A 26,668-nucleotide genomic window follows, 5' to 3' on the forward strand; every position below is an offset into this window, starting at 1 on the left:
AGCAACGCGCCGTGGTGGGCGGGCACGCCGGCCGTTGCATTCGATCCGTTCACCCGGCAACCGTAGCCAGGGCCTCCGACACCGGCCGCAGCAGGCCGTCAGCGGCCCGGCCAGTCGTAGCGAGCTTCAGTGCAGGTCGGTTGCTGGACACGGCGGGGAGGCGCGCCAAGTGGGTGTGTGCATGGTCCGCAAGTTGCTAGTCAGGCTTCGAAAAGATGGGACCTCAGCTGGGAGTTGAGGATGGTGCTAACGCCGTTAGCACTGGAGTAGCAACTGCCATGGAGAGCGAGCAAAACACCCCCATTGGATCTCCGGAAACGCCGAGCGCGGCAGTATGCTGCCGTCCATGTCATCTCCGAACTCGGGAGCTGAGCGGGAGAAACTCGCCTCCAAGCTGCCCGCCCACCTCCAGCAGGGACTCAAGGTCCGTGCAGCACAGCTCCAGACCGATATGCAGGACGCAGTCGCGGCCGGTATCCAGGCCTGGCGTGACTGCCCGGACGCGCTTCCCGCCATCAACACCGCCGGAGCCGACTCTTTCGGCACCTACCTCCCAGAAGGCCTCTACGAGGACTTCAAGACCGACTGCCGCGAACGAGGCGTCTCCTACATCCAGGGGCTTGCCCAGTCCGTCGTCCTCTGGCTCGCCGACAACCCCGCAGAAGGACAGAAGACCACCCGACGGATCATCGTCTGCAACCAGAAGGGCGGCGTCGGTAAGACAGCCATCTCCGCTGGCCTTGCCGAGGCGCTCGCCGAAGACCCGTCCGCCACCGGCGCCGCAGCCTCCGCAGCGATCGGCGGCCTGCGAGTCCTCCTCGTCGACTACGACCCCCAAGGCCACCTCACCCACCAGCTGGGCCTCACCGCCATCCCCGCCGGCGAGGAAAGCCTCATCACGCACATGCTGCACCGAGAGCAGGCGAAGCAGGCACTGGTCGACCTGACCATCGCCATAAGCGGTGACCGCTTCGGCGGCCGCCTGCGAATCCTGCCCGCAGCCTTCGACGCCTTCCTCCTCGACTCGGGCCTCACCGTCTTCCGCGGCCCGCGCGAAGCCGCACTCGAGCGGGCCCTCGCCCCCCTCGAAGAGCACTTCGACGTCATCGTCGTGGACTCGCCCCCCAGCCTCGGACTGGCAATGGACGCAGCCCTCAACTACGGCCGCCAGCGCGACGGACAGAAGCCCAGCTCCTCCGGCCTCGTCATCCCCGTCGAAGCCGAGGACACCTCCGCCCAGGCATACGGAATGCTCATCCAGCAGATCGACTCCCTCTCCCGGGACTTCGACATCGAAATCGAGCAGCTCGGCCTCGTCGTCAACAAGTTCGACAGCCGCCGCGGCTACATTGCCACGTCCTCACTGGACAAATGGAAGTCGCTCGGCACTCCCCCGGTCCTCGCCGTAGTCCCCGACGTCAAGGAACAGCGCGAAGCCGTCCGCAAGCAGCGCGCGCTCCTGGACTACGCACCCGACTGCGAACAGTCCCACCAGATGCGGCAGATCGCCCGTGGGGTGAACACCGTATGAGCAAGGCAGACATGCTTGGGGACTCCCCCACCTTCAACGCGGTCGCCCGGCCCATGAGCAGCCGCGCGGCGTCCTTCGCCCGGTTCGCCGGCCAGGACGGTCCCGCCGCGGAACCGGCTCCCGCTACGTCAGCCGGGACACTCCGTGTTCCGCTGGATGCCCTCGCGCACAACCCCTACAACCCGCGTGAGGAACTGAAGTCGGTCGAGGACCTTGCCGACAGTCTGGCCTCCCGAGGCGTCATCCAGCCTCTCACGGCCGTAACGCGACAGGCCTTTCTAGCAGCGCACCCCGACCATGAGGATCAGATCGGCCAGGCCACATACGTTGTCGTCGATGGCAACCGACGTCTGGCAGCCGCAAACCTCACCGGGCTGGACGACGTCCCCGTCCACGTCGACGACGCCCTCGCGCAGGACGCGGACACCCTCCTCGAAACGGCCCTCATCGCGGCCGTCCAGCATGAGAACCTCGACCCGCTCGACGAAGCGAAAGCCCTTCAGCGCCTCGTCGGCGTCCACGGCTCCCAACGGGCCGTCGCGCGCGCCCTGGGCAAGTCGAGCCCATGGGTCACCCAGCGCGTCGCCCTGCTCAAGCTCACTCCGGAGCTCCAGGAAGCCGTCGAGGACCGCACTCTGCCGGTCGAGATCGCTCGCAACGTGGGACAGCTCCCGGCACAACAGCAGCAGAGCGCCGCTGAAGAAGCCATGGCCAAGCGGGCTGAGATCAAACGACGTCGGCAGAGCAAGCAGGGTGCTAACGCCGTTAGCACCCCTGAGACGCCTCTCGGTGCTAACGCCGTTAGCGCTCCCGGACCGGAGAGCGCCGAGCCGGTCGAAGCGGGAGGTGCTAGCGGCGTTAGCACCGAGAGTGCTACGGCTGCGTACCCCGTCGGTGATAACCCAGCCGTGAGTGATGGGGAGACCACGACCCACCTCGTGGACATCCGGAGGCTCCCCCGAGTCCCCTGGCACGACGGACAAGCCGTCGCTGAGCTGATCTTCGAAAAGATGGACAGGTCACAGCGCACTGTCCTACTCGAGAAGCTCCTCGAAGACCATGGAGACAAATAGGGCTCTTCGCTCATATGTGTGGGTCGGTTCGTGTCCTGAGATGACGAGCGCCGCGCCCTGCGTAGGTTTCTGATTGTGATGATCAGGAACCTGCCGAAGGGTGCGGCGTGTCTGCGAACGTACTGGTGAGGGCGGCCGGGGTCGGGTGCACGGTGGTCGAGGAGGTGCGTGTTCACCCGGTCGAACCCGTGAAGATCGTCTCGGTGTGGCCGGACCGCAGGTGGGAGCGCCGGCCGGCCTGCGGGGTGTGCCGCCGGCGGGCGCCGCTGTATGACCGGGGCCGCCGCAGGCGCTGGCGCTCGGTGGACGAGGGGCTGCTGCGGGTCTACTTCGAGGCGGACCTGCCGCGGGTGGACTGCCCCGCGCACGGCGTGGTGATAGTGGCCGTCCGTGGGCCCGGCACGGCGCCGGACGTACGGTCCCCTTCGACGAGACGGTCGCCTGGTTCGCCCCCCGGCGCCTCGAAGAAGCTGATCTCGGTACTGCTGCGGATCAACTGGCACACCGTCGGTTCCGTCCTGGCCCGGGTGATGGCTGAGCGGGACGGTCAGGACGGCGGCCGCCTCGCCGACGTCAGGCGGATCGGCATCGACGAGGTCTCCTTCGCCAGGGGCCAGAAGTACCTGACCGTGGTCGTGGACCACGACACGGGGAAGCTGCTGTACGTCGTCGAGGGCCGTTCGAAGAAGACCGTCCGCGTCTTCTTCGACCTCCTCGGTGCCGAACGCTCCCGGGCGCTGACCCACGTTTCCGCGGACGGGGCCGAGTGGATCGCGGACGTGGTCGCCCAATGCACCCCGAACTCGGCCCTGTGCCTGGACCCGTTCCACGTCGTCAAGTGGGCAGGCGACGCCCTGGACGCGGTCCGCCGCCAGGTCTGGAACGACGCCCGCCGGGCGGGCATGAAGGCCCTGGCCGGCCAGCTCAAGGACTCCCGCTACGCGCTGTGGAAGAAACCGGAGGACCTCACCGACCGGCAGCGGGCCAAGCTGTCCCTGATCCAGGCTGCCAACAAGCCGCTCTACCTCGCCTACCTGCTCAAAGAGCAGCTGCGGCAGGTGTTCGGGCCCGGTGGCGCGGAACGCGTGCACCTGCTGGACGCCTGGCTCGCCTGGGCAGTCCGATGCGCTGGGAGTTGATCGAGCCGGTGCTGTCCGCGTGACGCTTCGAGCGCCGTGGCAGGGCTCTGGACTTCGGGGCCGGCAGCCGCGGCATGACCTGCGCGAGATCATGAATGCGATCCTCTATGTGGACCGCACCGGCTGCCAGTGGGCCTACCTACCGCATGATTTCCCGCCGCACCAGAGCGTCTGCGGCTACTTCGCCAGGTGGGCAGACGAGCGCGTGTTTGCCCAGCTCAACGGACTCCTGCGGCAAATGCTCCGCGAGAAGGAAGGACGGGACGCGGAGCCCTCAGCGTGTGTGATCGACGCCCAGGGCATCAAGACCTCCAAAAGCGTTCCCGCCGCCAGCCAGGGCATCGACGCGGGCAAGAAGATCGCGGGCCGCGAACGGAGCATCGTCACCGACACGCTCGGGCTTCTCCTCACGGTGCTGGTCACTGCAGCCAGCGTGCAGGACTCCGTCGCCGGGACCCGGCTCATCGACCGCGTCGCCGCTGAACATCCCGGAATCCGCAAGGTCTGGGTCGACGGCGGCTACCGCCAGCACCTCGTCGAACACGCCGCCACCCTCGGCATCGACATGGAGATCACCACTCGCAAGCTCGGGACCAGGGGTTTCTCCCCGATCCCGAAACGCTGGGCAGTCGAGAGGACCTACGGCTGGCTCATGCTGCACAGGCGTCTCGCCCGCGACTACGAAACCCTGCCCACCCGATCCGAAGCCATCATCCACCTCGCCATGACCGACCTCATGACCCGCCGCATTACCAGTGAGAACACTGAACCGCCCCGGTTTTCGTGGAGGCGTTGATGTGTGGTTTTCAGGCTGCTTGGGCGGGCTGGTGTGAACGGTGGTGGACGGTCTCGTACTCAATCGGGGGGAGGTTGTCCGCGGAGCCGTGGAGTCGTCGCTCGTTGTACCAGTCGACCCAGGGCAGGGTGGCGATCTCGACCTCGTCCAACGTGCGCCAGGGGGCCTGCATCTTGATGAGCTCGGTCTTGCAGAGACCGGTCATCGACTCGGCCGCGGCGTTATCGTAGGCGTCGCCGACGGTGCCGATGCTGGGTGCGGCGCCGGCTTCGGCCAGGCGGTCAGTGTAGCGAACCGACGTATATTGACTGCCCGCATCGCTGTGATGGATCAGCCCGGCCAGGTCATGGCGGCCTTCACGCCGACGCGTCCAGATGGCCATGTTGAGCGCGTCCATGACGAGTTCGGTCCGCATGTCCGGCTGTGCGCCAGCCCAGGACCCGACGGGAGAACACGTCGATGACGAACGCGACGTAGACCGTTCCCGCCCAGGTGGCGACGTAAGTGAAACCGGTCACCCAGAGTTCGTTGGGCGCCTCGGCGGTGAAGTTGCGGTTCACCAGGTCGTTCGGCCGGGCCGCGGCCGGATCCGGGACGGTGGTGAAGCGTTTCTTCCCGCGCACCGCGCCGGCCAGGCCGAGGACTCGCATGAGGCGCTCGACGGTGCACCGTGCGACATCGACGCCTTCCCGCCGGAGCTGACGCCAGACCTTGCGGGCCCCGTAGACGCCGTAGTTCTCCTGGTGCACCCGGGCGATCTCCTTCTTCAGTTCCTCGTCACGGACCTCGCGGGCGGACGGAACGGCCTGCCGGTTCCTGGCGGCGTAGTAGGTCGACGGGGCGATCTGCAGCTCTCGGCAGACCGGCTCGACCCCGTGCTCGTCGCAGATCTCGTCCACGAAGGCGGTCACCTGGGCAGTTTCGGGTCGAGCTCCCGGGCGAAGAAAATCGACGCCGCCCGCAGAATTGCGTTCGACCGTTCCAGGTCCTTGACCGTCCGCTCCAGCTCCGCGATCCGCGCGGCATCCGCCGACGAGGTCCCGGGCCGCTGCCCGGCATCGGTCTCCGCCCGTTGCACCCACCCGCGCAGGGCCTCACGATGGACCCCGAGCTGATCGGCGACCCGGGAGATCGAGCCGGTCTTCGTCCCGGTCTCCCGACGTATCTCGAACACGAGCCGGATCGCTCGCTCCCGCAGCTCAGCGGGGTATTCCCTCGGTGCCGGCATGACTCCAACCCTTCCAGGGTTCAGAACCTCCAAGATCCCCGGGGCGGTTCACACCGTCTCCTGGCGCGACCCGAAGAAGCCCACCAACCGGACCATCCCGGGATGAAACAACGGACGAAAAACGACCTCTAACACAACCCGATAAACGAACAATGAACGCCGAAGGCCGGAGCCACCCCTCCCCCAGACCAGAGCCCCCACCTCACCCCAGACACCCCACAACCCACCCCACCCAAACAGAACCCCACCTGACACCAGACCCTCACCCCCCTTCCAGCTCGGAAGCCGGGTACCGCCACCCGACCCCGGGAGCCCACCCGCGCCCGGGAGCCCGGACCCCGGGCGCGCACCACGCCCGGGGCCACCGGGGCGGCCGGAGGCTGTGCCGGACCGGAAGTCAGCGTGCAGCTGAGCGGTGCCGGGTGAGCGTACGAACGCAAAGGCCCACCACACCGCCCACACAGCGGCGCAGAAGTCCTCCCGGTAGCCGGCACCCCTGATGCTGAGCCATGCCAGTGATCCTCCGTGCCGTCTGCACCCGTAGTCGCTTCTCCGGGCTGGCCGCCTCGTTAGAGCGAAAACTGGATGCGAAACGCTGGAGGAGCCGACATGGGCAAGCGTAAGAAGAGCCGCAGACACCGCCGCGTGAACCGGACACCCCGGCCGGTAAGCAGGTCCGGTGCAGGCCGGGCCGCCCAGAGAAGCGCGGGCGGCCCGGTCGCGGACGGGCCCGGCAGCGTGACGCTGCCCCTGCAGGGAAAACCCGGCACTGGTCCGCTGCCCGGGACACAGACGCCGCAGGGAAGGGCCGGCACTGGTGGTCCGGTGCCCGGGACGCAGACGCCGGTCTTCGCAAGCAAGGCAGACGGAGGCCTCGGCCACCCCGCGCAGCGCACATGGAACGCACTGCGGGCAGCAGGCCCGCGGGAGAGCAGCATTCACGAACTCTGCGACACAGCCGGGTTCACCCAGCGCACGGTACTCAAGCACCTCGAGGGCCTGGCCGCACACGGACTGGCCATCCAGGGAACGGGCGGCTGGACCGCAGCCAACACAGGCGCGGGACTTCCCGGTCCGCGGCCCGGGGATCCGGCCCCGGCGCGGTCCCTCCAGTAGGAGGCGCGTTCAGAGCGTGCGACAGCCGGCCGCCGCTTCTACTGAGGTTTTCGGGTTGTCGTCGGGTGGTGACGGTTCATGATCCCTGCGGTACGCCGGTGGTATGCGCTATCCGGAGGGTGGGGGCCTGACTGCTGAGCGTCGGGCGTCTCGGGAGAGGATCCGGCTCCAGGCCGGGGAACGGTTCGCGGCGGGTGAGAAGACCGCGGTGATCGCGAAGGATCTGCGGGTGAGTGTGCGGTCGGTGGAACGCTGGCGCCGTGCCTGGCGCGATGGTGGCATGGAGGCCCTGCGCTCCGCGGGCCCGGCCAACTCCCCGACCGTCACCGAGGCCCAGTTCGCCGCGCTTGAGGAGGAACTCGGCAAGGGGCCGTCAGCGCACGGCTTCGACGATCAGCGGTGGACCCTGGCCCGGGTCCAGACGGTGATCCGCCGCCGTCTGCGGATGAGCCTGTCAGTGACGACGGTGTGGCGGCTGCTGAAACGGCACGGCTGGTCCATGAGAGTGGCTCTGACACGAAAATAGGATGCACCTGGGCAGGTCAGGTAGCTGTGATGGGGTCAAAGCGGATGGTCAGGCCGAGACTGTTGGCTTCCTTGGTCATGCGGCGCATGGCGCGGGCGGGATCGCGTTTGGTGAAGTGGTCGGCGCCGAGTTCGCGGTAGGGGGCGTGGTCGCTCAGGACGTGCCAGATGGCGATTGCGATCTTGTGCATGACGGCGACCAGGGCTCGTTTGCCGCCTCGGCGGGCGGAGATGCGGCGGAAGAACACCGACAGGTAAGACGCCTTGTTGCGGATTGCGGCCATGGCGGCGACGCCGAGCAGGCGCTTGAGGTTGTGGTTGCCGTGCCGGGTCCGCCCTGACTTGCTCACCCCGGCCGATTCGTTCTGCCCCGGGCAGACGCCGATCCAGGAGGCGAGGTGCTGGGAGGTGGCGAACTGGGCCATATCCCCGCCGGTCTCCGCGAGGATCACCTCGGCTGCGAGGCGGCCGACCCCGGGGATGGTGTCAAGCAGGTCCAGGTCCTCTTCCCGCTCAATCAGCAGGGTGGCGATGCGTGTGTCGAACGCGGTCGTGGTGGAGCGGAGCCTGTCGATCTCGTCGAGGTAGTGCCTGATCATGAAGGCGTGATGGCCGGTGAAGTCTCCGTCCACGGCCACGATCAGGGCGGGGATCTTGGCGCGGGCCTTGCCAACGGCGAGGGCCGCGAGCTGTTCGGGATCACGCTCGCCGGCGATCAGCGCCTCGAGGATGGCCCTCCCCGAGACCCCGGTCACGTCGGTCAGGACCGAGGTGAGCTTCATGCCGGTGTCCTCGAGCTCCTTCTCCAGCCGCTGTGCTTCCCGCCCCGCGGCGCGGACGATCTCGGTGCGCCGACGTGTCAGGTCACGCAGCTCGCGGACCGCTCGCTCGGGGACGAAGGAGGCCATCACCATCCCGGACGCGCCGGCCCGGGCCAGGAATGCCGCGTCGTTCGGATCGGTCTTGCGGCCCCGGATTCCCTTGAGATGGGCCGGGTTGACAAGCATCAGGTTCAGGTGCGGCTGCAGCAGGTAGTACACACCCCGCCAGTAGTCGGAGGTCGCCTCCATGACAACAACCTCGACCTGACGTTCGACCAGCCACGCCAGCAGTCGGCGCAGCTCGGCCCGGGTGGTGCCGAACCGTTCGCTCTCCAGGCTCCACGTCCCAGTCCGCGCCGAGCTGGGCGTACGCACGCACGCCATCAGGAACCGCTTGCCCAAGTCCACTCCCGCGGAACGCAGATGGATGACTTCGTCCTTCATGTCCTGCCGCGCCATGACCCCTCCCGACTGCCTCACACGACCGAGCAGAGCGGGCACCCCGGAGAGGTCAAGGGGAGAATCGGAGTCTGACACGCGTGCTCCGGGCAGCGAACGACACTGCCGTGGCGACAATCCGTGGTCCCCTGGCTGACCCCCATCGCCATCCTGGCAAACGAGTTCACTGACATCGCAGAGCTATCGGCTGACCGAGGCACCCATCATCAATTTTCTCGTCTCCGAGGTGATCAGCGCAGCCACTCAGGCGGTCCTGGCAAGATTTTCGTAGGTGGAGATCGTCTCGGCGTCATGGTCAGCCGACGGCAGGACGGGCAGCCTGTGATTGTGCTCTGTTGAACTGGTCAGCCTGTTACCGCAGTTGTCCGATGTGCAGGTGGTTTCGGTTGAGGTATCCGATACCGCGGTGGCGGTCCGTGCCCGCACAAGATCCGGTGAACCGGCGGGATGCACGGGATGCGGCCAGCTCAGCGAGTGGTGCCACAGCCGCTACGCACGGCGCCTCGCCGACGTCACGCTCGCAGGCCGCCCTCTGCGTATCGACCTGTCCGTACGCCGCCTGTACTGCGAGAACACGACCTGCCCGAAGGCGACCTTCGCTGAGCAAGTGTCGGGCCTGACCGTGCGCTACCAGCGGCGGACACCACGACTGCAGTGCCTGGTCGAGGACGTCAGTGTGGTCTTGGCCGGCCGGGGCGGGTCCCGGATGCTTCGGATCTTGAACATCAAGCTTTCCCGGGTCGCCCTCCTGTCCCAGCTGATGCGGATGCCGCTTCCGCCACTGGTCACGCCCCAGGTCCTGGGGGTCGACGACTTCGCTCTCTACGGAGGCACCTACGGAACTCTCCTGGTCGACGCCACCACCCGCCTCCCGCTGACCCTCTGGGAAGGGCGCGACGCTGAACAGCTCGGCCGCTGGCTCCGTGAACACCCAGGAATCGAGATCGTCTGCCGCGACGGCTCCCTCACCTATCGGCAGGGCATCACCACGGGCGCCCCTGAGGCAGTGCAGGTCAGCGACCGCTTTCACCTCTGGCAGGGCCTTTCCCGCCGCGTTCAGGACATCGCCTCCGCCCACCGCGGATGCCTGCCCGCAGCCCTGCCCCGGGTCAGCGAAGACGATCACCCACCGGCGGAGGAGACCACCCAAAACGCCGCGGCGGGTAGTCGGGCCGGGCGCCATGCCCATAGCCTGTTCGAGGCGATCCAGGCCCTGGTCCGGGACGGCCGGAGCCACAGCTCCGTGGCCCGCGAGCTCGGCCTGGATCGCCGTACCGTCGGCAAGTACGCCCGCGCCCGCACCTGGCAGGAAGTCATGCGCCGGCCGCCCCGCAAGCCCTCCACGCTGGACCCCTACCTCGACTACCTGCGGCAACGCTGGGACGAGGGACAGCACAGCGCGAAGGTGCTGCACGAAGAACTGCAGACCAAGGGTTACCTCGGCCACTACCAGCGCGTGAAGATGGCCGTCGCACCACTCCGTCGAGGTCTGCCCATCGACGAGCCACGCGAGCGACCGCCCTCACCTCGCGAAACGGCCCGCTGGATCACCACCCACCCGCACCGGCGCAGCCCGCACATCAACGAGCGCCTGCCCCGGCTCCTCGCCCACTGCCCCGAACTCAAACTCGCCCACGACCTGGTCCGCCGCTTCGCCACCATGCTAGACAACCGCGAGGCGGCACCCCTGCCAGGCTGGCTGAGCGATCTCGCAAGCAGCGGACTGGCACCACTCGCCGGCCTCGCCGGAGCCCTGCACGAAGACCGACATGCAGTTGCCCAGGGCATCACGACCTCTTACAACTCCGGGGTCAACGAAGGCCGCATCACCGACGTCAAACTGCAGAAACGAATCATGGCCGGACGCGCCGGCATCCGTCTCCTCAGACACCGCGTCGTCCTGATCGCCCACCTCCGCCGACGCTATGCAGACCGGCCGACTGTGTCACCAAGATGATCTCCGCCTACGAAAATCTTGCCAGGACCGCCTGAGTGGCTGCGCTGATCACCTCGGAGACGAGAAAATTGATGATGGGTGCCTCGGTCAGCCGATAGCTCTGCGATGTCAGTGAACTCGTTTGCCAGGATGGCGATGGGGGTCAGCCAGGGGACCACGGATTGTCGCCACGGCAGTGTCGTTCGCTGCCCGGAGCACGCGTGTCAGACTCCGATTCTCCCCTTGACCTCTCCGGGGTGCCCGCTCTGCTCGGTCGTGTGAGGCAGTCGGGAGGGGTCATGGCGCGGCAGGACATGAAGGACGAAGTCATCCATCTGCGTTCCGCGGGAGTGGACTTGGGCAAGCGGTTCCTGATGGCGTGCGTGCGTACGCCCAGCTCGGCGCGGACTGGGACGTGGAGCCTGGAGAGCGAACGGTTCGGCACCACCCGGGCCGAGCTGCGCCGACTGCTGGCGTGGCTGGTCGAACGTCAGGTCGAGGTTGTTGTCATGGAGGCGACCTCCGACTACTGGCGGGGTGTGTACTACCTGCTGCAGCCGCACCTGAACCTGATGCTTGTCAACCCGGCCCATCTCAAGGGAATCCGGGGCCGCAAGACCGATCCGAACGACGCGGCATTCCTGGCCCGGGCCGGCGCGTCCGGGATGGTGATGGCCTCCTTCGTCCCCGAGCGAGCGGTCCGCGAGCTGCGTGACCTGACACGTCGGCGCACCGAGATCGTCCGCGCCGCGGGGCGGGAAGCACAGCGGCTGGAGAAGGAGCTCGAGGACACCGGCATGAAGCTCACCTCGGTCCTGACCGACGTGACCGGGGTCTCGGGGAGGGCCATCCTCGAGGCGCTGATCGCCGGCGAGCGTGATCCCGAACAGCTCGCGGCCCTCGCCGTTGGCAAGGCCCGCGCCAAGATCCCCGCCCTGATCGTGGCCGTGGACGGAGACTTCACCGGCCATCACGCCTTCATGATCAGGCACTACCTCGACGAGATCGACAGGCTCCGCTCCACCACGACCGCGTTCGACACACGCATCGCCACCCTGCTGATTGAGCGGGAAGAGGACCTGGACCTGCTTGACACCATCCCCGGGGTCGGCCGCCTCGCAGCCGAGGTGATCCTCGCGGAGACCGGCGGGGATATGGCCCAGTTCGCCACCTCCCAGCACCTCGCCTCCTGGATCGGCGTCTGCCCGGGGCAGAACGAATCGGCCGGGGTGAGCAAGTCAGGGCGGACCCGGCACGGCAACCACAACCTCAAGCGCCTGCTCGGCGTCGCCGCCATGGCCGCAATCCGCAACAAGGCGTCTTACCTGTCGGTGTTCTTCCGCCGCATCTCCGCCCGCCGAGGCGGCAAACGAGCCCTGGTCGCCGTCATGCACAAGATCGCAATCGCCATCTGGCACGTCCTGAGCGACCACGCCCCCTACCGCGAACTCGGCGCCGACCACTTCACCAAACGCGATCCCGCCCGCGCCATGCGCCGCATGACCAAGGAAGCCAACAGTCTCGGCCTGACCATCCGCTTTGACCCCATCACAGCTACCTGACCTGCCCAGGTGCATCCTATTTTCGTGTCAGAGCCACGTTCCTTGTACGCCGACACGGGGCACCGCAGCATCGCCGTCGGCCTGCGCGAAGTCTCCTACGCGCCCTTCACCTGCCCACTGGACCTATTCGGCGTGGCCTGACCTGCACTCCGTCAAGATCACCCAGACCTTGAATCAGCCCTGTCTCCCGGGCTGGGGCGGTGCGTGCGGCGCGGGTACGTTGACGTTGGCGGTCACGGATATCACGGACACTACGATGTCGCTGACGTCCATGATGATCTCGGACTGGCCATGTAACGCAGCCGGCCCATCATTCGGGCCCGAAAACACCTGAGAAAAGTTGTCAGCGCTTACCCCAACTGCGTTATCCAGTAAAACGCTTCCACAGGTGACCCCTCCCTCTTTCAGGCAATTGCCCCGGCGGATGCCCAGCTACTGAGGTTTTCGGGTTGTCGTCGGGTGGTGACGGTTCATGATCCCTGCGGTACGCCGGTGGTATGCGCTATCCGGAGGGTGGGGGCCTGACTGCTGAGCGTCGGGCGTCTCGGGAGAGGATCCGGCTCCAGGCCGGGGAACGGTTCGCGGCGGGTGAGAAGACCGCGGTGATCGCGAAGGATCTGCGGGTGAGTGTGCGGTCGGTGGAACGCTGGCGCCGTGCCTGGCGCGATGGTGGCATGGAGGCCCTGCGCTCCGCGGGCCCGGCCAACTCCCCGACCGTCACCGAGGCCCAGTTCGCCGCGCTTGAGGAGGAACTCGGCAAGGGGCCGTCAGCGCACGGCTTCGACGATCAGCGGTGGACCCTGGCCCGGGTCCAGACGGTGATCCGCCGCCGTCTGCGGATGAGCCTGTCAGTGACGACGGTGTGGCGGCTGCTGAAACGGCACGGCTGGTCCTGGCAGGCACCCGCCCGCAGAGCACTCGAACGCGACGAGCACGCGGTGGAGCTGTGGAAGAAGGAGGTGTGGCCCCAGGTAAAAGGCTCGCGGCGGCGTGTGACGGCTGGATCGTCTTCGAGGACGAAGCCGGATTCTCGATGACGCCGCCCCGCGCCCGCACCTGGGGCCGGCGCGGACACACCCCCGTCATCCGCGTTCGTGGCAGGTCCCGCCGCCGGACCTCGGTCGCCGCCCTGTGCTGCTACAAACCCGGCGAGCCGAGCCGTCTCATCCACCGGCCCCGCACCCACCTCCTGCTCAAGGGCGCCCGCAAGAGCTTCTCCTGGCAGGACTACCGCGACCTGCTGGTGAGGGCACACATCCAGCTCGGCGGCCCAATCGTGGTCGTCTGGGACAACCTCAACACCCACCTGGCCGCCGGACTGAAGCGGTATGAGGCCGAGCACGACTGGCTCACTACCGTCCGGCTCCCGCCCTATGCACCCGACCTGAATCCCGTCGAGGCCATCTGGTCACTCGTGCGCAGAGCGATGGCCAACACCGCTTTCGACACACCCGACGACCTCGACCGCACACTCCGCCGCGAGTTACGCAGAATCCAGCTCCGGCCCCACCTGATCGACGGCTGCCTCACCGCCACAGACCTGACCATCGACCCACCGACCCCACCCTGAAAACCTCAGTAATCTCCGAAGGGGCACGTCCAAGACCATCCCCAGGACCGATGCATAGCGCCCTGGCCGATGACACCTCGCCGCGCTCCCGAAGTCGCACCCCGACAGCGATGACTGGCCACGTCGACGCAAGCCTCATCCAAACAGTCAACCAGTGCACAGCTCTCTGAGTAGCCGTTGTCTTTCCGGACGTGATCGGTGGGTTTCCGCTGGTCAGGCATGCACTCCGTGGCATCGAGGAAGAGTCGGGCCGTCACGTTTGTCGGGATGACACGGAGGTCGTCGATGGCTTCGGTCATGGGCTTGTTGGAAGCACGCGAGACGGCTGCGCAGGTTCGGGTCGAAGAGCTTCGCGAGGAGGTGGAGCGGGTGCTGGCCGAGCTTGCGGAGGCGGAGGCGGTGCTGGAGCGGCGGGCCATCGCCCGCGTGGAGCTGGCCGAGGCCCTGGCCGCGCCGGAGCCGGAGGCCGAACAGCGGCCGGAGGCGGAGGCGGCTGTGGCGAAGGCGCCGGTGGCGGGGTCGGTGGTGCCGCACTGGCGGGAGGGCCTGGCGGTGGAGGCGCTCGCGCCGGACTACCAGCGGCTGGTGGGCGTGCTGGAGGCGGAGGCGGGCGGGTCCGGGCTGCGGGCACGGGAGTTGGCCGGGCGGCTGGGTCTGGAGGGGGTGCCGGCGAAGGTTGAGGGGGTGCGGTCGAAGGTTAAGCGGCTGGTGGAGCGGGGCTGGCTGGCCGAGGAGCGTCCTGGGGTGTTCACGCCGCGGCGGGTGGCCGGGTGACGTTTCGGCTCCGGTGGCGGGCGAGGCGGCGCCCCATGAGCATGGTCATCGACCACAGGACGGCGGCTTCGCTGCTTTCGGGCCGGGTCTCGTAGTCCCGGCCCAGGCGCCGCGAGCGCATCAGCCAGCTCAGCGTCCTCTCCACCACCCACCTGCGCGGAAGCACCACGAACCCGCTCATGTCGTCACTGCGTTTGACGATCTCCAGCGTGAGCCGGAGTGAGCATTTTCAACTTGGCCACTGATCGGGTGACGAGGTGGTGGTGAAACGGGCAGAGCCCCCGGGCTGTTGAGCAAGGTATCGATGCTCAACTCTTCAGCCTGGGGGCTCTGTTGGTTCCCTATCGTGCCGTACTCGATGTTGCGCATGCCCTCGTGGAGTGGGTGACGATGCTGATCGTCACCCGGGAGGGTGACCGCCGGTGCAAGCTGCCGCCCTCCGAGCGGGCCCTGGCCGCACTGGTGTACCTGAAGAAGAACGACACCCTGACTCAGATCGCGGCGGGTTTCGGGATCAGCGTGGGTACCACCCACGCCTACGTTCACGGCGTTGTGGCGCTCCTGGCAGGCCGGGCGCCGGGCCTGACCGCGGCTTTGAGAACGGCGGACGCCCGGTATGTCCTGCTGGACGGGACCCTCGCCGAGTGCGACCGGGTTGGTGACGGCCGCGCCGACTACTCGGGCAAACACCGCCGCCACGGGGTAAACATGCAGGTCATCACCGCGCCGGACGGAGCCCTGGTCTGGATCTCACCCGCTCTCGCGGGCCGGATCCACGATCTCACCGCGGCCCGTCGGCACCGGATCATCGCCACATGCATCCGCCTCGGCATCCCCGTCCTGGCGGACAAGGCCTACCAGGGAGCCGGCGACATCGTCGCCGTCCCACACCGCCGGCGACCCGGCAAAGACCTCACCGTCAAACAGAAGTCCGTCAACCGGGCACACTCCCGACTCCGGTGGCCCGTCGAGAGAGCCATCGCCCGGATCAAGACCTGGCGCATCCTCCGCAAAGCCCGAACCAGCCCGAACAAACTCACGTCAATCACCAAAGCCATCCTCACCCTGGAGGGGCACCGCTGAAAAGGTTCAATGTCTCCTTCGCCCAGTCGACCAGGCGGCCGGTGTAGCCGCCGTCGGCCCAGACCAGGCTGATCTTCCGGTAGTGGGCACGGAGCTTTTCCAGCATGCCGCAGGCGGCATCGCGGTCGGTCACGTCGGCCGCCGTGACCAGCACCATCAGCAGCAGGCCGAGCGTGTCCACGATGACGTGCCGCTTACGCCCGTTGATTTTCTTGCCGCCGTCGAAGCCGCGTGAGGCGGCCGGCACCGACGCGGCTGCTTTCACCGACTGCGAGTCGATGATCGCGGCGGTCGGCTCCGGGGCGCGGCCCTCGCTCGCGCGGACCTTCCCGCGCAGCCGGTCGTGGAACTCGGTGATCAGCCCCTTGTCGCGCCAGCGCCGGAAGAAGGCGTAGTGGGCTTGATCCGCTTTGACGGACATCTGAGATCAGGGGCTTGGGCCCCGGAAGGATGATGTTCATCATGGAGAGCATGGGGAAGAGGAAGCCGCGCCCTCGCCGCTCGTTCACGCCGGAGTTCAAGGCGGAGATCGTCGAGCTGTGCCGGCGGGGCGCGCGCTCGGTTGGTCAGGTCGCCAGGGATTTCGAGCTGACCGAGACCGCGGTGCGGAGCTGGGTGAGGCAGGCCGAGGTCGACGCCGGCGAACGGGACGGCCTGACCAGCGGCGAACGTGAGGAACTGGCCGCGCTGCGGCGGGAGAACCGCCGGCTGCGCGAGGACGTCGACATCCTCAAGCGTGCGACGGCTTTCTTCGCGACGGAGACCCGGTGAACGTGCACCCGTTCATCGAGGCGGAGAAAACCGCAGGTCACAACGTCAAAAGGACGTGTGAACTCCTCAAGGTCTCCCGGACCGCCTATTACGCCCGACGCATTGCCTCCCGTGGCCCGCGTGCGGTGCGGGACGCCGAGCTGACCGAACAGATCACCGCTGTTCACCAGCGTTCCCGCGGCACCTACGGGGCCCCGCGCGTTCACGCCGTCCTGAAGCGTGAAGGCGCCGGCTGCGGGCGCCGCCGGGTGGCCCGCCTGATGCGACAGGCCGGTCTGACCGGCAGGCACCGACGACGCCGGCACCGCACCACCCTTCCCGACCCACACGCGTCCACCCGGCCTGACCTGGTACTTCGTGACTTCCAGCCCGATTTGTCGGCCCTCGACACCCGCTGGTGCGGGGACATCACCTATATCGCCACGAGCGAGGGCTGGCTCTATCTGGCCACCGTGATCGACATCGCCTCACGCCGCGTCGTCCGCTGGGCGACAGCCGACCATCTGCGAACCGAGCTCGTCGCCGACGCGCTGCGGACCGCCTGCCGAACTCGCCGTCCATCCGGTCCGGTGATCTTCCACTCCGACCGAGGCTGTCAATACACCAGCCGTGAACTCGCCGTCCTGGCAGATGAGTTCGGCATCCGCCTGTCGGTCGGACGGACTGGGCAATGCTGGGACAACGCGCTCGCGGAATCGTTCTTCTCGACCCTGAAGAACGAGCTGGGCGACACCGACCCCTGGCCGAGCCGGGCTGCTGCCCGCACGGCGATATTCGAGTGGATCGAGAGCTGGTACAACTTGCACCGGCTTCACAGCAGCCTCGGCTACCGCAGTCCCGCTGAATACGAGACCGCTCTCGCGGCCTGACCACCACACCAAAGGTGCCCGTCAAAGCGGAACAAGCTCATAGCCCCGGTCCCAGGTGGGAAAATCGACCGGCATCGCCCGCCACTTGATGCCGTTGTCGACCAGGTAGCGGATCGCGTCGATCATCTGCCGGTGGCAGTAGCCCTCAGGCTGTCTGCCCTTCCCGTTCAGCCATGCGGGCACGGGCAGCTGATCGCGCACCGCCGCCCATTCCTCATCCGTCATGTCGGAGGGATAGGCGGGCGCACGCTCGGCATGGTCGCCCGCGTTCCCGTACTGATGGGCGAGGCAATCACACGACCGGGTAACCGAGTTGGACCCGGCGGGCGTCGGCACGGAAGACTGCGACAACAGGGCCTCCTGTTGCTCGGATGGATTCGACACCCACGAGCTGTGCAGGAGGCCCTGCCTTCATGCCCGTGCCACCAGAAGACCACCCGACCGGGAACCCTCGTTCGACCACCAAGCGAACCTCTCGGTACGACAACGGCTACTCAGTGGCGCATGCTGCCGCATGACCTGCCGGCCTGGTCGGCGGTGTTCTACTACTTCAGGTTGTGGCGCGAGGACGGGCTTGACCAGGGGATCCAGGAACTCCTTCGCTGCCAAGTCAGGGAGAAGGCCCGCCGATTAGAGGACCCGTCCCTCGTGATCATCGATACCCAGTCCGTCCGTGCTGCGGCGGGTGTTCCCAGGGCCACGACGGGGCTGGATGCGAACAAGAAGGTGTCGGGGCGCAAGCGGGGACTGGCCGTCGACGTTCTGGGGCTGATCATCGGCGTCGTCGTCATGGCTGCCTCGGCGCACGACAACGCAGTCGGCATCGCCCTGCTCGACCAGGCCGCCGAGCGGTGCGGAATGCGCCTGGAGAAGGTGCTGGTGGACCAGGGCTTCAAGGAAGCGGTCATCGTTCATGGCGCCCTGCTGGACATCGGCGTCGAGGTCGTCCGCCGCAACCCTGCCGACCAGGGCAAAGGGTTCGTCCCGCAGCCCAAGCGGTGGGTGGTCGAGCAGACGAACGGCACGCTGATGCTCCACCGGCGTCTGACCCGTGAGTACGACCACCGGCCCGACACCTCCGCCTCGCGCGTCTACTGGGCCTCCACCGCCAACATGGCCCGCCGCCTCGCCACACCCACGCCGACCTGGCGCGACACCATCGGGCTGGCCGCGTGAACATCACCGAACTCCTGGTGGACCTTCACCTCCGGGAGAACCAGGCCACAGCCCGGGCAGACGAACTCCGCCGTCAGATCGCACACTTCACCGCCGCCCTCACCGAGACCGAAGCTCGCCTCGCGGACCTCGCCACCACCCGCAAGGTCATCATCGAACTCGCACCTACCGGCACCGAACCCGATCCGCCCGAGTCGAGCACCGCCTACCAGACCATCGGCGACGCCTTCAACCAGCACCCCGACCAGGCGTTCCGGGCCAGCGACCTGCACGAACTCCTCGACATGCCCACCGACGAAGCATCCGTCAACATCACCCGCAGCCGCCTCAGACGCCTCACCCGCCAAGGCTTCCTCACCCAACCCGGACGAGGCCGCTACCAGAAACAGACTTAACGCCCACTCAGATAGGCGCGAAGGTCGTCAAGACCACTCGTACTAGTTACGAAAAGTCGAGCATTTGGCGTGGTCTTCAAGAGGTTCTCGGCATTGCATTTGCAGACATACGAACATGTGTTCCATAACCGAGATTGCAGGCATTTCCCTAACCCCCAGCCATGCCGCGTCGCAGCTAGTGTGACAATCTCATTTTGAGTCAGGTGAAGCCGTACGTAATTTCGCTGACCTGAGAGCAGTCAATTGCAGACGTCGCTGTACATTACCTACGAAATCTGCGTAGGTACCGGCAATCAAATGGCATGTAGGTAGGTTAGGGAGAAAGCATGAGCGTCACAGGCTGTGGTTTCGACTACCTGTCGCTTGACTGGACCGGCCGTCCCATTCCTGCATCGAGCAGCCAGAATAAGGCTCTCGCAGTAAACCCTTACTCCCGACCGTGGATCGAAAACTATCTAGGGGGCCTCGCACGCCGGGCGATTTCAGGGGAAAATCAAGATACCTTGAAACTCGAGCTGCTCGTCAAGTTGTTTCCGTGGCTGTCGAGGACGGCAGATTATCTATCATCAATTGCCCCACCGAGAGCTGACCGCGACTCGATTCGGAGCGAGATATTCTTTGAATCTTACCAGGCCATCGATCGCATCGATTGGCCCCGTTTTCAGCAATGGCCCGCGCTGCTCAAGTCTCACATCAGAGGCGCGTGTACCGCCGTAGCGCGCTCAGAGGACCAACTCACCAGAGGTCAGCGATCCGCCAGAAAGAGGTACCTACATGAAGAAGATCTCTTTCTGCAAATTCACCATCGCTTTCCAACCTGGACCGAACGCGTAGCGATCGCAGCAAGACTCAGCCCGCGGGGTGGACTATATGCCTGCCTGTACGGAAATCGGACCCTAGTAAGTATCCAAGATGTTGGCGTGTATGACAATGCGCCCGGCATCCTTCCGACTCCAGATGAGTCAGTTCTAGCCAGAGAGGAGCAGGAAGCTCTGGGGAAGTGGATATCTCAGGACCTCCCACCTTCACTCGCGGAATATGTGAGGGACTGGCTATCAGAAGGACGGGACAGTATTCCCGCCGCAAAACGCAGACAGCTCCAGCAGTTCGCCCCGAAATTGCGAGAAAGACTTCAATGACAACGGCCTCACGAACCAGGCCGTGTGCCACTGGCGAAAGAAGGGATATTCTAGGTGTTCATGAAACCTGCTGGCCATTGTGGCCGACGACCGTGGGTCAATCGGCTATGCGTCGTGATGGTCACCCTCCTGCTGGTCGTGGGTACCGAAACTGCGGCTACACCAAGAGGCCTAGAAGGGAGCGATGGGCGTAGGGTCAATCGCGTAGCAACTGTCGCTAACTCTACGGCGGTGGCTGCGGAAACTAAAATGCTCAAGGTTTCCCAAACCGGGAAATTTGGAGGCCCCACGCCTGTACCGGCTCCTACTCCGGGAGGTTCAATTACGCCTCTTTCTGGAGAAGCTGAAACCTCATCTGACTGGTCGATGTTTCGCCACAACCCACAGAGAACGGGTAGTCACCCTACGTTCTCATTGGCGGATCCGTTCACCACGAAGGATCTTCAGGTCAAATGGATGAGTAACCTTAACGGGTACATCAAGTCATCCGCTGCCATTGTGCGAAACACGGTTTTCGTGGGCTCCAATGATGGAGGCCTCTATGCGCTAGATCGAGAGACTGGCGCGGTGAAGTGGCGATATGCGACAAACGGACTCGTCGAATCGTCTCCAGCCTATTCACGGGGAAGGGTGTTCGTCTCATCATCTGATGGGGTATTGCATGCAGTGGATGGGGCAACAGGTGCTCGCTTGTGGGTGCACGGCCAACCAGGCGAGTACAACTCTTCCTCGCCGCTCGTCACGTACGGCACAACCTTCAGTGAGCATCGAGTGTTCGTTGGAACCTCCACGGGCAAAATCGTAGCCCTTAGTCACAACGGCCAGGCGATGTGGAGCTTCCAGACACAGGCCGAAGTACTCTCATCGCCGGCTTCTACCAGACTGGGAAATGTCGATGTAATCCTAGCTGCTAACAGTGCTGGTGAGGTCTTCGCACTGCAGGCCAGCACGGGAGCATGCCTCTGGCGCGTTGTGACGAATGGAGCTGTCGTAGGAGCTGTCGCTACGGATCAGGTTCGGGTCTACGCCGCGACGACAGCAGGTACTTTGTACTCCTTCGATGCCTCGACGGGGAACCAACTCTGGACCTATCACACCGGTCAAACGATTGTTGCTTCGCCGGCCCTCAGTGATGCGGACGCAGCAGGCGACAGAAAAGTCTACATCGGCACTCGAAGCGGAGCACCCAACGAGCCTGGAAGGCTCCATGCTGTATCCAGCCTGACAGGAGCCCAGGTCTGGTGTCGTATCTTCGCCGGATCTGTGCTCTCCTCCGTGGCTCACACGACACAGGGAGTGGTCTTCGTAGGAGCAGGGACCTCGCTCTGGGCTCTGAACAGGACGGACGGAAGCGTGCAATGGAGCGCCGCCTTGGGTGGTGAAGTCGCTGCCTCTCCTTCGCTGTCGCAGGGGGTTGTTGTGGTGGGCTCCGCCAACCATCACCTCTACGCCTTCGCCACGCCGACCCCCGTTCCGCCCTGTTCTACATGCACGACTCCTGCGCCCTCACCTGCGTGTTTGACGCCGGGTTGTGCCGCCCTCCAGCCCACGGTTCCCGTACCCTCACCTGCGTGTTTGACGCCGGGTTGCGCTGCCCTCCAGCCCACGGTTCCCGTACCCTCACCCACTCCGTCCATGTGTGCCGCAACCGTGTGTCCCAGTCTCCCTTCGCCTCCTTCCACCCTGGTTCCTCACAAATGAGGTAATGGCTAGGCCTGACGCAGCGACGGGCACATTTTGTCGGCAGGAAACAGGAATAACGCAAGATCCGCTGGCCGACATAGAAAAGAAAGCCATGGATTCCCGGGCTGGGAACGATGTCAGTATATCGTTCCCAGCCGACTACTGCGCGCTACGCGAAGGAACATCTGCCCTGACGGACCGGGGCAAAAAATGCAAAGACGTAATTGGTGCAGCATTAACCGATAATCTAAATTCCGGCGAGACGATCTTGTACCCATAGATCACCAAGAGAAGGGGATGTTTTGATTCCCGAGAGACGAGGCGGAAAGGCTTGCAGAGGTAGTAGCGTTACCCCGCAAGCAGATATTACACATCCTGCTCCACTCACGCTTTTCTCGAATCCAGCAAAGAACTGGGCGGTAGAGGCTTTTGCTATAATTTCCGAGGGAGGTGAAAGCTACCTCCTCTACATGGCAGCCGATCTTAACCGGTCCGGCTGGATGCGGTTCAACCTGGAGGCATGTCGGGCGAGCTCTATGATTTCTAATGTGCTCATCGACTGGATTGTGACCTTCGAGATTGCTGATTCCTCTGGGAACCTTTGGGTTACCGAAATAAAGGAAACTGGCTGCCAAGCGTGGGCTAAACATGTCTACCCTGATGCGCTTCTCCGGCTATCCTCGGATTACTTGATCACTCGGGATGGAAAGGTCGCGAGCCTCGTACATGGAACATCTTTCGATATGAAGGAGAGGTGCAAAAGGTTGTGGATTCGGCGGTCCCCTAATGAACCGCGCGACTTTTACCAGCTTCCGAAAGGCGAGTTTTCTTCGAACTATAATCTGAATATGTCGAGTGGCGGTGAATTTTCTGTCGACCTGATAGAAAATGGGATCATTAGGAAATTTCTAGGCACTCAAGGACAGGCTGCGCTCGAAGAAGTCGGGTTTTACGGAGCGCGTCACGTGGTCTCCATCGCCGGGGCGATCCGGTCAGAGGGCGAAAAATTCCCGTCTCTGATTCTTCTTGGCAGCGATGGGGTCGTCTTTTTCGTGGATTCCAAGAGTATGAAAGAATGTGACATTTCGTTCCCGAGTCCAGTAGCAAGTGTGCAAATTGTAAGCCATTTCGACAGTGCGGAAATCTATGCGGTCGATGTAAACGGTGACGGGTACATAGCGTCAATCGGGCGAACCCCATCGGGGAAGTGGGAGCCTGAACACGCTAGGATCACGTTCTATAGGCGTGGGGTATTGGAATTTTTTCCAGTGATGCATCCTTACTCCCGTCCGGCCGTATGCACAATGAATCACCTTGGGGTGTTCTCTTTTCATTCGCATGGCCCGACAGGGTGGGAGCGAGTTTCTCCCCCGGGCGCTTAAGGCGTCTGGATAATGCGACTTTTCTGTGCCGTTGATCCCCAGCCTCTACTGATTGAGCCTTTTCCATCTTGATCAGTTGGCGAGTTCGAGGGCGACGACGGCTCGGACGACTGCGGTGATTCGGGTGGTGCTGCAGCGGAGCTTCCGCAGGAGTCGCCAGCACTTGAGGGTCGCCATGGCGCGTTCGCCGAGGCTGCGGATCTTGGCGTGGTCCCGGTTGTGACGTCGGCGCCAGCCGCGAAGGTTCTTGCCCCGGAACGGGACGCGGACGGCAGGACCCGCACCTTGGTAGGCCTTGTCCGCCCAGCACTTGACGCCGTCGGTGGCGAGAGCGGCGGGAATGCCATGGGTCCGGGCCGCGGTCAGGTCGTGAGTGGCCCCCGGCAGCGCGTCCGATGCCCAGATCAAACGCCCGGCCGGATCGGCGATGACCTGCACGTTCATGCCGTGATGCTTCTTCTTCCCCGAGTAGTACGGCCGGTCGGCGGCGATGCGGTCGATCGGCAGCACGGTGCCGTCGAGGATCACGTACGCCTTCTTCCGCACGGTCTGCATGGCCTGTTCGAGCGTGGGCGCGAGGGCGGCCAGGAGGTCGACGGCCTCGCGTATGTACCGGTAGACCGTCGCGATCCCAACCCGAAAACCCGCCGCGAGGCGGGCGTAGGTGTCGCCGCAGCGCAGGTGAGCGAGGACGAGCAGGGCCTGCCGGCTACAAGTGAGGCACCGCCAGCGGGAACCAATGCGGCGGCGGTGACCTGCGAGAAGACCGGAGAGGTGCTGCAGGGTGCGGCTGGACAGATCGATGGCGGACGGGCAGACAAGCACGAGAGCTCCTGGCGGACTGGTGATCTTGGTCGTGAACCCGTCTACCAGGAGCTTTCTTCATGCCCACCACCGGGAACCCCGATCCAACCACCCGTCAGGTTGGAAGAGGTTCAGTCACGGCAGCTGTAGTTCGTGACGGGTGAGGTTCCTGGTCATGTGGTGGCTGGTGCGGTGATGTCGTTCCAGCGGCGGTGGCAGGCTGTTGCGCGATGCTGGTGATGGCGACGCCATCGCGACCAGTGCAGGGCGTGGGCGGGGTCGGTGTCCTGGCGGGGTCGGGGCAGGGCGAAGGCCCGGAGCAAGGCGAGGAGTTCACGCGGGCTGACGGGCCCCATCGCCCTGTCGGCATCAGTCTCGTCGGTCTCGGGGTTGGCCCGTTGCCTCTCGTGGAGGGCGCCGATGGCCAGGAGGGCGTAGGCGAGGACGCTCATCAGGCTCCAGCGATGCCAGGAGGTCCAGGAGGTGACCTGGCCGGTGTCGAGGTGGGCCAGGCCCTTGGCTCCCTGGAAGTCCTCCTCGACGCGCCAGCGGCGGCAGACCGCGCTGACCAGCACGGATGTCGGCTGCGGGTCGGGGTGCCAGGTGCGGTAGAAGGAGAGGGTGCCGGTGCGGCGGTGGCGGCGGACCAGGACGTGGCTGTGTCCGGCGGCCTGGCCGGGCGGGGTGTCGTCGGCGTTCACGTCGATCACCGCCCAGTCGTAGAGCCGCTCACCCTTTGTGCCGTTGCCGGTCTTCAACCGCATCCAGGCCTTCTTGGGGACCCGCTCCAGCAGGTCGGTGACCTTGGCTTTCCCGCCCGGTGTGGTGACTCGGTGGCTCGTGGGCACAGCGATCGCGTAGCCGTAGCCCAGGCTACGGATCCCCTCGCGCAACTCGCGTCCGCCATAGACCTCGTCGGCGGCCACCCACGCGGTGCGCACGCCCGAGGCATACGCGTCCTTGAGCATGTCGCCGGCCAGCTGCGGCTTGGTGGCGAACACCGTCTCGTCGGGCACCCCGGTAAGTTCACGGCGCTCGTCGTCGCCAGCCCATGCCTCGCCGAGGTAGAGACGGTGGCCGATCAGCGCGTGTCCGTCGGCGCTCACGTAGGACAGATGCACCGCGACCTGACACAACCCGATCCCTCCCAGCGCGCCGGAGTACTGCCGGGCCGCACCGACCGCGTCGGAGGAGGACTTCTCGTCGCCCGTCTCGTCCACCACAAGCATCACGTCCATGGAGCCGAGTTGCTCCACCGTCCATGCCGCGGCCGACCGACGTATCGCCTCGGTGTCGAAGCGGGCACGGGAGAGGAAATGCTGCAGAACGTGCGGACCGGTGTGGCCGATGGCCTCGGCCAGCGACCAGCAGTTCGCCGAGTCCTTGACCATCAGTAGCCCCTGAACCATGTTCCGGCAGGTCAGCCGCGTCTCCCGGCGTGGGAAACAGCCCGCGACCCGGCCCATCAAGGCCTCGAAGGACTCGCCCCACAGGGCGTGTACTACCGTGGCCTGCGCGGCCACCGCCTCTTGATTCGTCTTCACAAACGATCACGATGCAGGTGGCCGCACCTCTGCCCGCAGGCACCCACCCGCCACGCTGACCAGCGACGACGTCCAATGCCTCACGAACTACAGCTGCCGTGACTGTCCGCCAGTGGTAGCCGTGCACCCGCCCCGCCGACGCCCCGCACACCGGACAGATCGCCGCCTCCTGCGGAGTCCGCGACCGCACCACGATCCGTTCACCCTCGTCGGCCACATCTTCGATGACCAGCGGGAACAGACCCGAAAACACCATCTGCACAAGCTCGTTGACTTCCTTCACGCGAAGGTCAACGACCCGCACGACTCTCCGTCACCACCGAATGTGAGACAGAGCCCAAAGAGAGCCAGCCCCTGCGGGCGGCAGGAAGTACTCGAGTCAGCCTGCCCGGCGTCCTACGGCACGCTACGGGCGGCCAACCCGATCACGACACCGCTATCCCCAATACAAGTCGGAAGTACTGAACCTTTTCAGCGGTGCCCCTCCAGGGTGAGGATGGCTTTGGTGATTGACGTGAGTTTGTTCGGGCTGGTTCGGGCTTTGCGGAGGATGCGCCAGGTCTTGATCCGGGCGATGGCTCTCTCGACGGGCCACCGGAGTCGGGAGTGTGCCCGGTTGACGGACTTCTGTTTGACGGTGAGGTCTTTGCCGGGTCGCCGGCGGTGTGGGACGGCGACGATGTCGCCGGCTCCCTGGTAGGCCTTGTCCGCCAGGACGGGGATGCCGAGGCGGATGCATGTGGCGATGATCCGGTGCCGACGGGCCGCGGTGAGATCGTGGATCCGGCCCGCGAGAGCGGGTGAGATCCAGACCAGGGCTCCGTCCGGCGCGGTGATGACCTGCATGTTTACCCCGTGGCGGCGGTGTTTGCCCGAGCAGTCGGCGCGGCCGTCACCAACCCGGTCGCACTCGGCGAGGGTCCCGTCCAGCAGGACATACCGGGCGTCCGCCGTTCTCAAAGCCGCGGTCAGGCCCGGCGCCCGGCCTGCCAGGAGCGCCACAACGCCGTGAACGTAGGCGTGGGTGGTACCCACGCTGATCCCGAAACCCGCCGCGATCTGAGTCAGGGTGTCGTTCTTCTTCAGGTACACCAGTGCGGCCAGGGCCCGCTCGGAGGGCGGCAGCTTGCACCGGCGGTCACCCTCCCGGGTGACGATCAGCATCGTCACCCACTCCACGAGGGCATGCGCAACATCGAGTACGGCACGACAGGGAACCAACAGAGCCCCCAGGCTGAAGAGTTGAGCATCGATACCTTGCTCAACAGCCCGGGGGCTCTGCCCGTTTCACC

Annotated in this window: 18 protein-coding genes, 6 pseudogenes and 1 other annotated feature; of the genes and pseudogenes, 15 read left to right on the forward strand and 9 right to left on the reverse strand. The window is 65.5% G+C overall.

From position 1 onward, the window contains the following. Nucleotides 1-346 precede the first annotated feature (346 nt). From AC3IYI_RS41250 to AC3IYI_RS41265, 4 genes and pseudogenes are all read left to right on the forward strand, one after another. Nucleotides 347-1,531, forward strand: a complete 1,185-nt coding sequence (locus AC3IYI_RS41250) for a ParA family protein (protein WP_489412150.1) — start codon at nucleotides 347-349, stop codon at nucleotides 1,529-1,531. Next, nucleotides 1,528-2,604: a ParB/RepB/Spo0J family partition protein gene (locus AC3IYI_RS41255; RefSeq protein WP_489412151.1), complete on the forward strand. Its 1,077-nt coding sequence runs from the start codon at nucleotides 1,528-1,530 to the stop codon at nucleotides 2,602-2,604. Before AC3IYI_RS41250 ends, AC3IYI_RS41255 begins: the two co-directional genes overlap by 4 nt. 107 nt (nucleotides 2,605-2,711) lie before the next feature. Continuing rightward, nucleotides 2,712-3,743, forward strand: coding sequence for an ISL3 family transposase (locus AC3IYI_RS41260; protein WP_489412152.1), 1,032 nt, complete (start codon nucleotides 2,712-2,714; stop codon nucleotides 3,741-3,743). Continuing rightward, nucleotides 3,728-4,539 (forward strand): annotated as a pseudogene (locus AC3IYI_RS41265) (IS5 family transposase). The gene AC3IYI_RS41260 and the pseudogene AC3IYI_RS41265 overlap by 16 nt, the downstream one beginning before the upstream one ends. 10 nt (nucleotides 4,540-4,549) lie before the next feature. Here AC3IYI_RS41265 and AC3IYI_RS41270 read toward each other — a convergent pair. After that, nucleotides 4,550-5,767 (reverse strand): annotated as a pseudogene (locus AC3IYI_RS41270) (IS3 family transposase). Beyond that, nucleotides 5,376-5,490 (reverse strand) — a sequence feature (AL1L pseudoknot). (Overlaps the previous pseudogene by 115 nt.) A gap of 1,219 nt (nucleotides 5,768-6,986) precedes the next feature. On the opposite strand from AC3IYI_RS41270, the pseudogene AC3IYI_RS41275 reads away from it, so the two are divergent. Next, nucleotides 6,987-7,403 (forward strand): annotated as a pseudogene (locus tag AC3IYI_RS41275) (winged helix-turn-helix domain-containing protein); the annotation flags it as partial. Between the two features lie 22 nt (nucleotides 7,404-7,425). Here AC3IYI_RS41275 and AC3IYI_RS41280 read toward each other — a convergent pair. Beyond that, on the reverse strand, nucleotides 7,426-8,688 hold the full coding sequence (locus AC3IYI_RS41280) for an IS110 family RNA-guided transposase (protein ID WP_489412153.1): 1,263 nt from the start codon (nucleotides 8,686-8,688) through the stop codon (nucleotides 7,426-7,428). A 370-nt stretch (nucleotides 8,689-9,058) separates the two neighbouring features. On the opposite strand from AC3IYI_RS41280, the gene AC3IYI_RS41285 reads away from it, so the two are divergent. From AC3IYI_RS41285 to AC3IYI_RS41300, 4 genes are all read left to right on the forward strand, one after another. Continuing rightward, nucleotides 9,059-10,645, forward strand: coding sequence for an ISL3 family transposase (locus AC3IYI_RS41285; RefSeq protein WP_489412270.1), 1,587 nt, complete (start codon nucleotides 9,059-9,061; stop codon nucleotides 10,643-10,645). 278 nt (nucleotides 10,646-10,923) lie between these two features. Continuing rightward, nucleotides 10,924-12,186 carry an IS110 family RNA-guided transposase gene (locus AC3IYI_RS41290; protein ID WP_489412153.1) on the forward strand — a complete coding sequence of 421 codons (1,263 nt, stop codon included), beginning with the start codon at nucleotides 10,924-10,926 and terminating at the stop codon, nucleotides 12,184-12,186. A 497-nt stretch (nucleotides 12,187-12,683) separates the two neighbouring features. After that, nucleotides 12,684-13,756 (forward strand): IS630 family transposase gene (locus AC3IYI_RS41295; protein WP_489406316.1). Its coding sequence is split into 2 segments (ribosomal slippage): nucleotides 12,684-13,194 and nucleotides 13,194-13,756, totalling 1,074 coding nucleotides; the frame shifts between segments, so codons are not numbered across the junction. A 297-nt stretch (nucleotides 13,757-14,053) separates the two neighbouring features. Further along, nucleotides 14,054-14,530, forward strand: coding sequence for a hypothetical protein (locus AC3IYI_RS41300; protein ID WP_489412271.1), 477 nt, complete (start codon nucleotides 14,054-14,056; stop codon nucleotides 14,528-14,530). On the opposite strand, the pseudogene AC3IYI_RS41305 reads toward AC3IYI_RS41300, so the two are convergent. Then, nucleotides 14,505-14,738, reverse strand: a pseudogene (locus tag AC3IYI_RS41305) (transposase); the annotation flags it as partial. The gene AC3IYI_RS41300 and the pseudogene AC3IYI_RS41305 sit on opposite strands and share 26 nt — an antisense overlap. A 125-nt stretch (nucleotides 14,739-14,863) precedes the next feature. Here AC3IYI_RS41305 and AC3IYI_RS41310 point away from each other — a divergent pair. Beyond that, nucleotides 14,864-15,613, forward strand: a complete 750-nt coding sequence (locus AC3IYI_RS41310) for a transposase (RefSeq protein ID WP_489412154.1) — start codon at nucleotides 14,864-14,866, stop codon at nucleotides 15,611-15,613. Here the strand turns inward: AC3IYI_RS41310 and AC3IYI_RS41315 are convergent. Further along, on the reverse strand, nucleotides 15,591-16,034 hold the full coding sequence (locus AC3IYI_RS41315; protein WP_489412155.1) for a transposase: 444 nt from the start codon (nucleotides 16,032-16,034) through the stop codon (nucleotides 15,591-15,593). The genes AC3IYI_RS41310 and AC3IYI_RS41315 overlap by 23 nt on opposite strands. A gap of 50 nt (nucleotides 16,035-16,084) precedes the next feature. Here AC3IYI_RS41315 and AC3IYI_RS41320 point away from each other — a divergent pair, with 50 nt between their 5' ends. Both AC3IYI_RS41320 and AC3IYI_RS41325 read left to right on the forward strand, forming a co-directional pair. Continuing rightward, on the forward strand, nucleotides 16,085-16,384 hold the full coding sequence (locus AC3IYI_RS41320; protein ID WP_489412022.1) for a transposase: 300 nt from the start codon (nucleotides 16,085-16,087) through the stop codon (nucleotides 16,382-16,384). Beyond that, entirely contained in the window at nucleotides 16,381-17,253 is an 873-nt protein-coding gene (locus AC3IYI_RS41325) for an IS3 family transposase (protein ID WP_489412156.1), read from the forward strand. The genes AC3IYI_RS41320 and AC3IYI_RS41325 overlap by 4 nt, the downstream gene beginning before the upstream one ends. A 21-nt stretch (nucleotides 17,254-17,274) precedes the next feature. Here the strand turns inward: AC3IYI_RS41325 and AC3IYI_RS41330 are convergent, their stop codons facing one another. After that, nucleotides 17,275-17,604 (reverse strand): transposase, encoded by a 330-nt coding sequence (locus AC3IYI_RS41330; RefSeq protein WP_489412157.1) that lies wholly within the window; start codon nucleotides 17,602-17,604, stop codon nucleotides 17,275-17,277. Between the two features lie 135 nt (nucleotides 17,605-17,739). On the opposite strand from AC3IYI_RS41330, the pseudogene AC3IYI_RS41335 reads away from it, so the two are divergent. The 3 genes and pseudogenes from AC3IYI_RS41335 to AC3IYI_RS41345 form a co-directional block, all read left to right on the forward strand. Then, nucleotides 17,740-18,429 (forward strand): annotated as a pseudogene (locus AC3IYI_RS41335) (IS5 family transposase); the annotation flags it as partial. Then, nucleotides 18,426-18,824: a hypothetical protein gene (locus AC3IYI_RS41340; protein WP_489412140.1), complete on the forward strand. Its 399-nt coding sequence runs from the start codon at nucleotides 18,426-18,428 to the stop codon at nucleotides 18,822-18,824. The pseudogene AC3IYI_RS41335 and the gene AC3IYI_RS41340, both read left to right, overlap by 4 nt. Nucleotides 18,825-20,419: 1,595 nt before the next feature. Further along, nucleotides 20,420-21,664 carry an outer membrane protein assembly factor BamB family protein gene (locus tag AC3IYI_RS41345; RefSeq protein WP_489412272.1) on the forward strand — a complete coding sequence of 415 codons (1,245 nt, stop codon included), beginning with the start codon at nucleotides 20,420-20,422 and terminating at the stop codon, nucleotides 21,662-21,664. A 1,436-nt stretch (nucleotides 21,665-23,100) separates the two neighbouring features. Here AC3IYI_RS41345 and AC3IYI_RS41350 read toward each other — a convergent pair. The 4 genes and pseudogenes from AC3IYI_RS41350 to AC3IYI_RS41365 all read right to left on the reverse strand — a co-directional run bounded on the left by AC3IYI_RS41350 (nucleotide 23,101) and on the right by AC3IYI_RS41365 (nucleotide 26,597). After that, nucleotides 23,101-23,853 (reverse strand): transposase family protein, encoded by a 753-nt coding sequence (locus AC3IYI_RS41350; RefSeq protein ID WP_489412078.1) that lies wholly within the window; start codon nucleotides 23,851-23,853, stop codon nucleotides 23,101-23,103. 152 nt (nucleotides 23,854-24,005) lie between these two features. Further along, nucleotides 24,006-25,376, reverse strand: a complete 1,371-nt coding sequence (locus AC3IYI_RS41355; protein WP_489412158.1) for an IS701 family transposase — start codon at nucleotides 25,374-25,376, stop codon at nucleotides 24,006-24,008. A 100-nt stretch (nucleotides 25,377-25,476) separates the two neighbouring features. After that, nucleotides 25,477-25,632 (reverse strand): annotated as a pseudogene (locus tag AC3IYI_RS41360) (ISL3 family transposase); the annotation flags it as partial. A 215-nt stretch (nucleotides 25,633-25,847) separates the two neighbouring features. After that, nucleotides 25,848-26,597 carry a transposase gene (locus tag AC3IYI_RS41365; RefSeq protein WP_489412159.1) on the reverse strand — a complete coding sequence of 250 codons (750 nt, stop codon included), beginning with the start codon at nucleotides 26,595-26,597 and terminating at the stop codon, nucleotides 25,848-25,850. Nucleotides 26,598-26,668: the final 71 nt, after the last annotated feature.

Source organism: Streptomyces sp. GL_148 (assembly GCF_057834205.1).

Bases quoted from the DNA above. Each gene is read 5' to 3' on its own strand.
- AC3IYI_RS41250 (WP_489412150.1), top strand. From the start codon at position 347: ATGTCATCTCCGAACTCGGGAGCTGAGCGGGAGAAACTCGCCTCCAAG.
- AC3IYI_RS41255 (WP_489412151.1), top strand. From the start codon at position 1,528: ATGAGCAAGGCAGACATGCTTGGGGACTCCCCCACCTTCAACGCGGTC.
- AC3IYI_RS41280 (WP_489412153.1), bottom strand. From the start codon at position 8,688: ATGGCGCGGCAGGACATGAAGGACGAAGTCATCCATCTGCGTTCCGCG.
- AC3IYI_RS41290 (WP_489412153.1), top strand. From the start codon at position 10,924: ATGGCGCGGCAGGACATGAAGGACGAAGTCATCCATCTGCGTTCCGCG.
- AC3IYI_RS41300 (WP_489412271.1), top strand. From the start codon at position 14,054: ATGGGCTTGTTGGAAGCACGCGAGACGGCTGCGCAGGTTCGGGTCGAA.
- AC3IYI_RS41315 (WP_489412155.1), bottom strand. From the start codon at position 16,034: ATGTCCGTCAAAGCGGATCAAGCCCACTACGCCTTCTTCCGGCGCTGG.
- AC3IYI_RS41320 (WP_489412022.1), top strand. From the start codon at position 16,085: ATGGGGAAGAGGAAGCCGCGCCCTCGCCGCTCGTTCACGCCGGAGTTC.
- AC3IYI_RS41345 (WP_489412272.1), top strand. From the start codon at position 20,420: ATGAGTAACCTTAACGGGTACATCAAGTCATCCGCTGCCATTGTGCGA.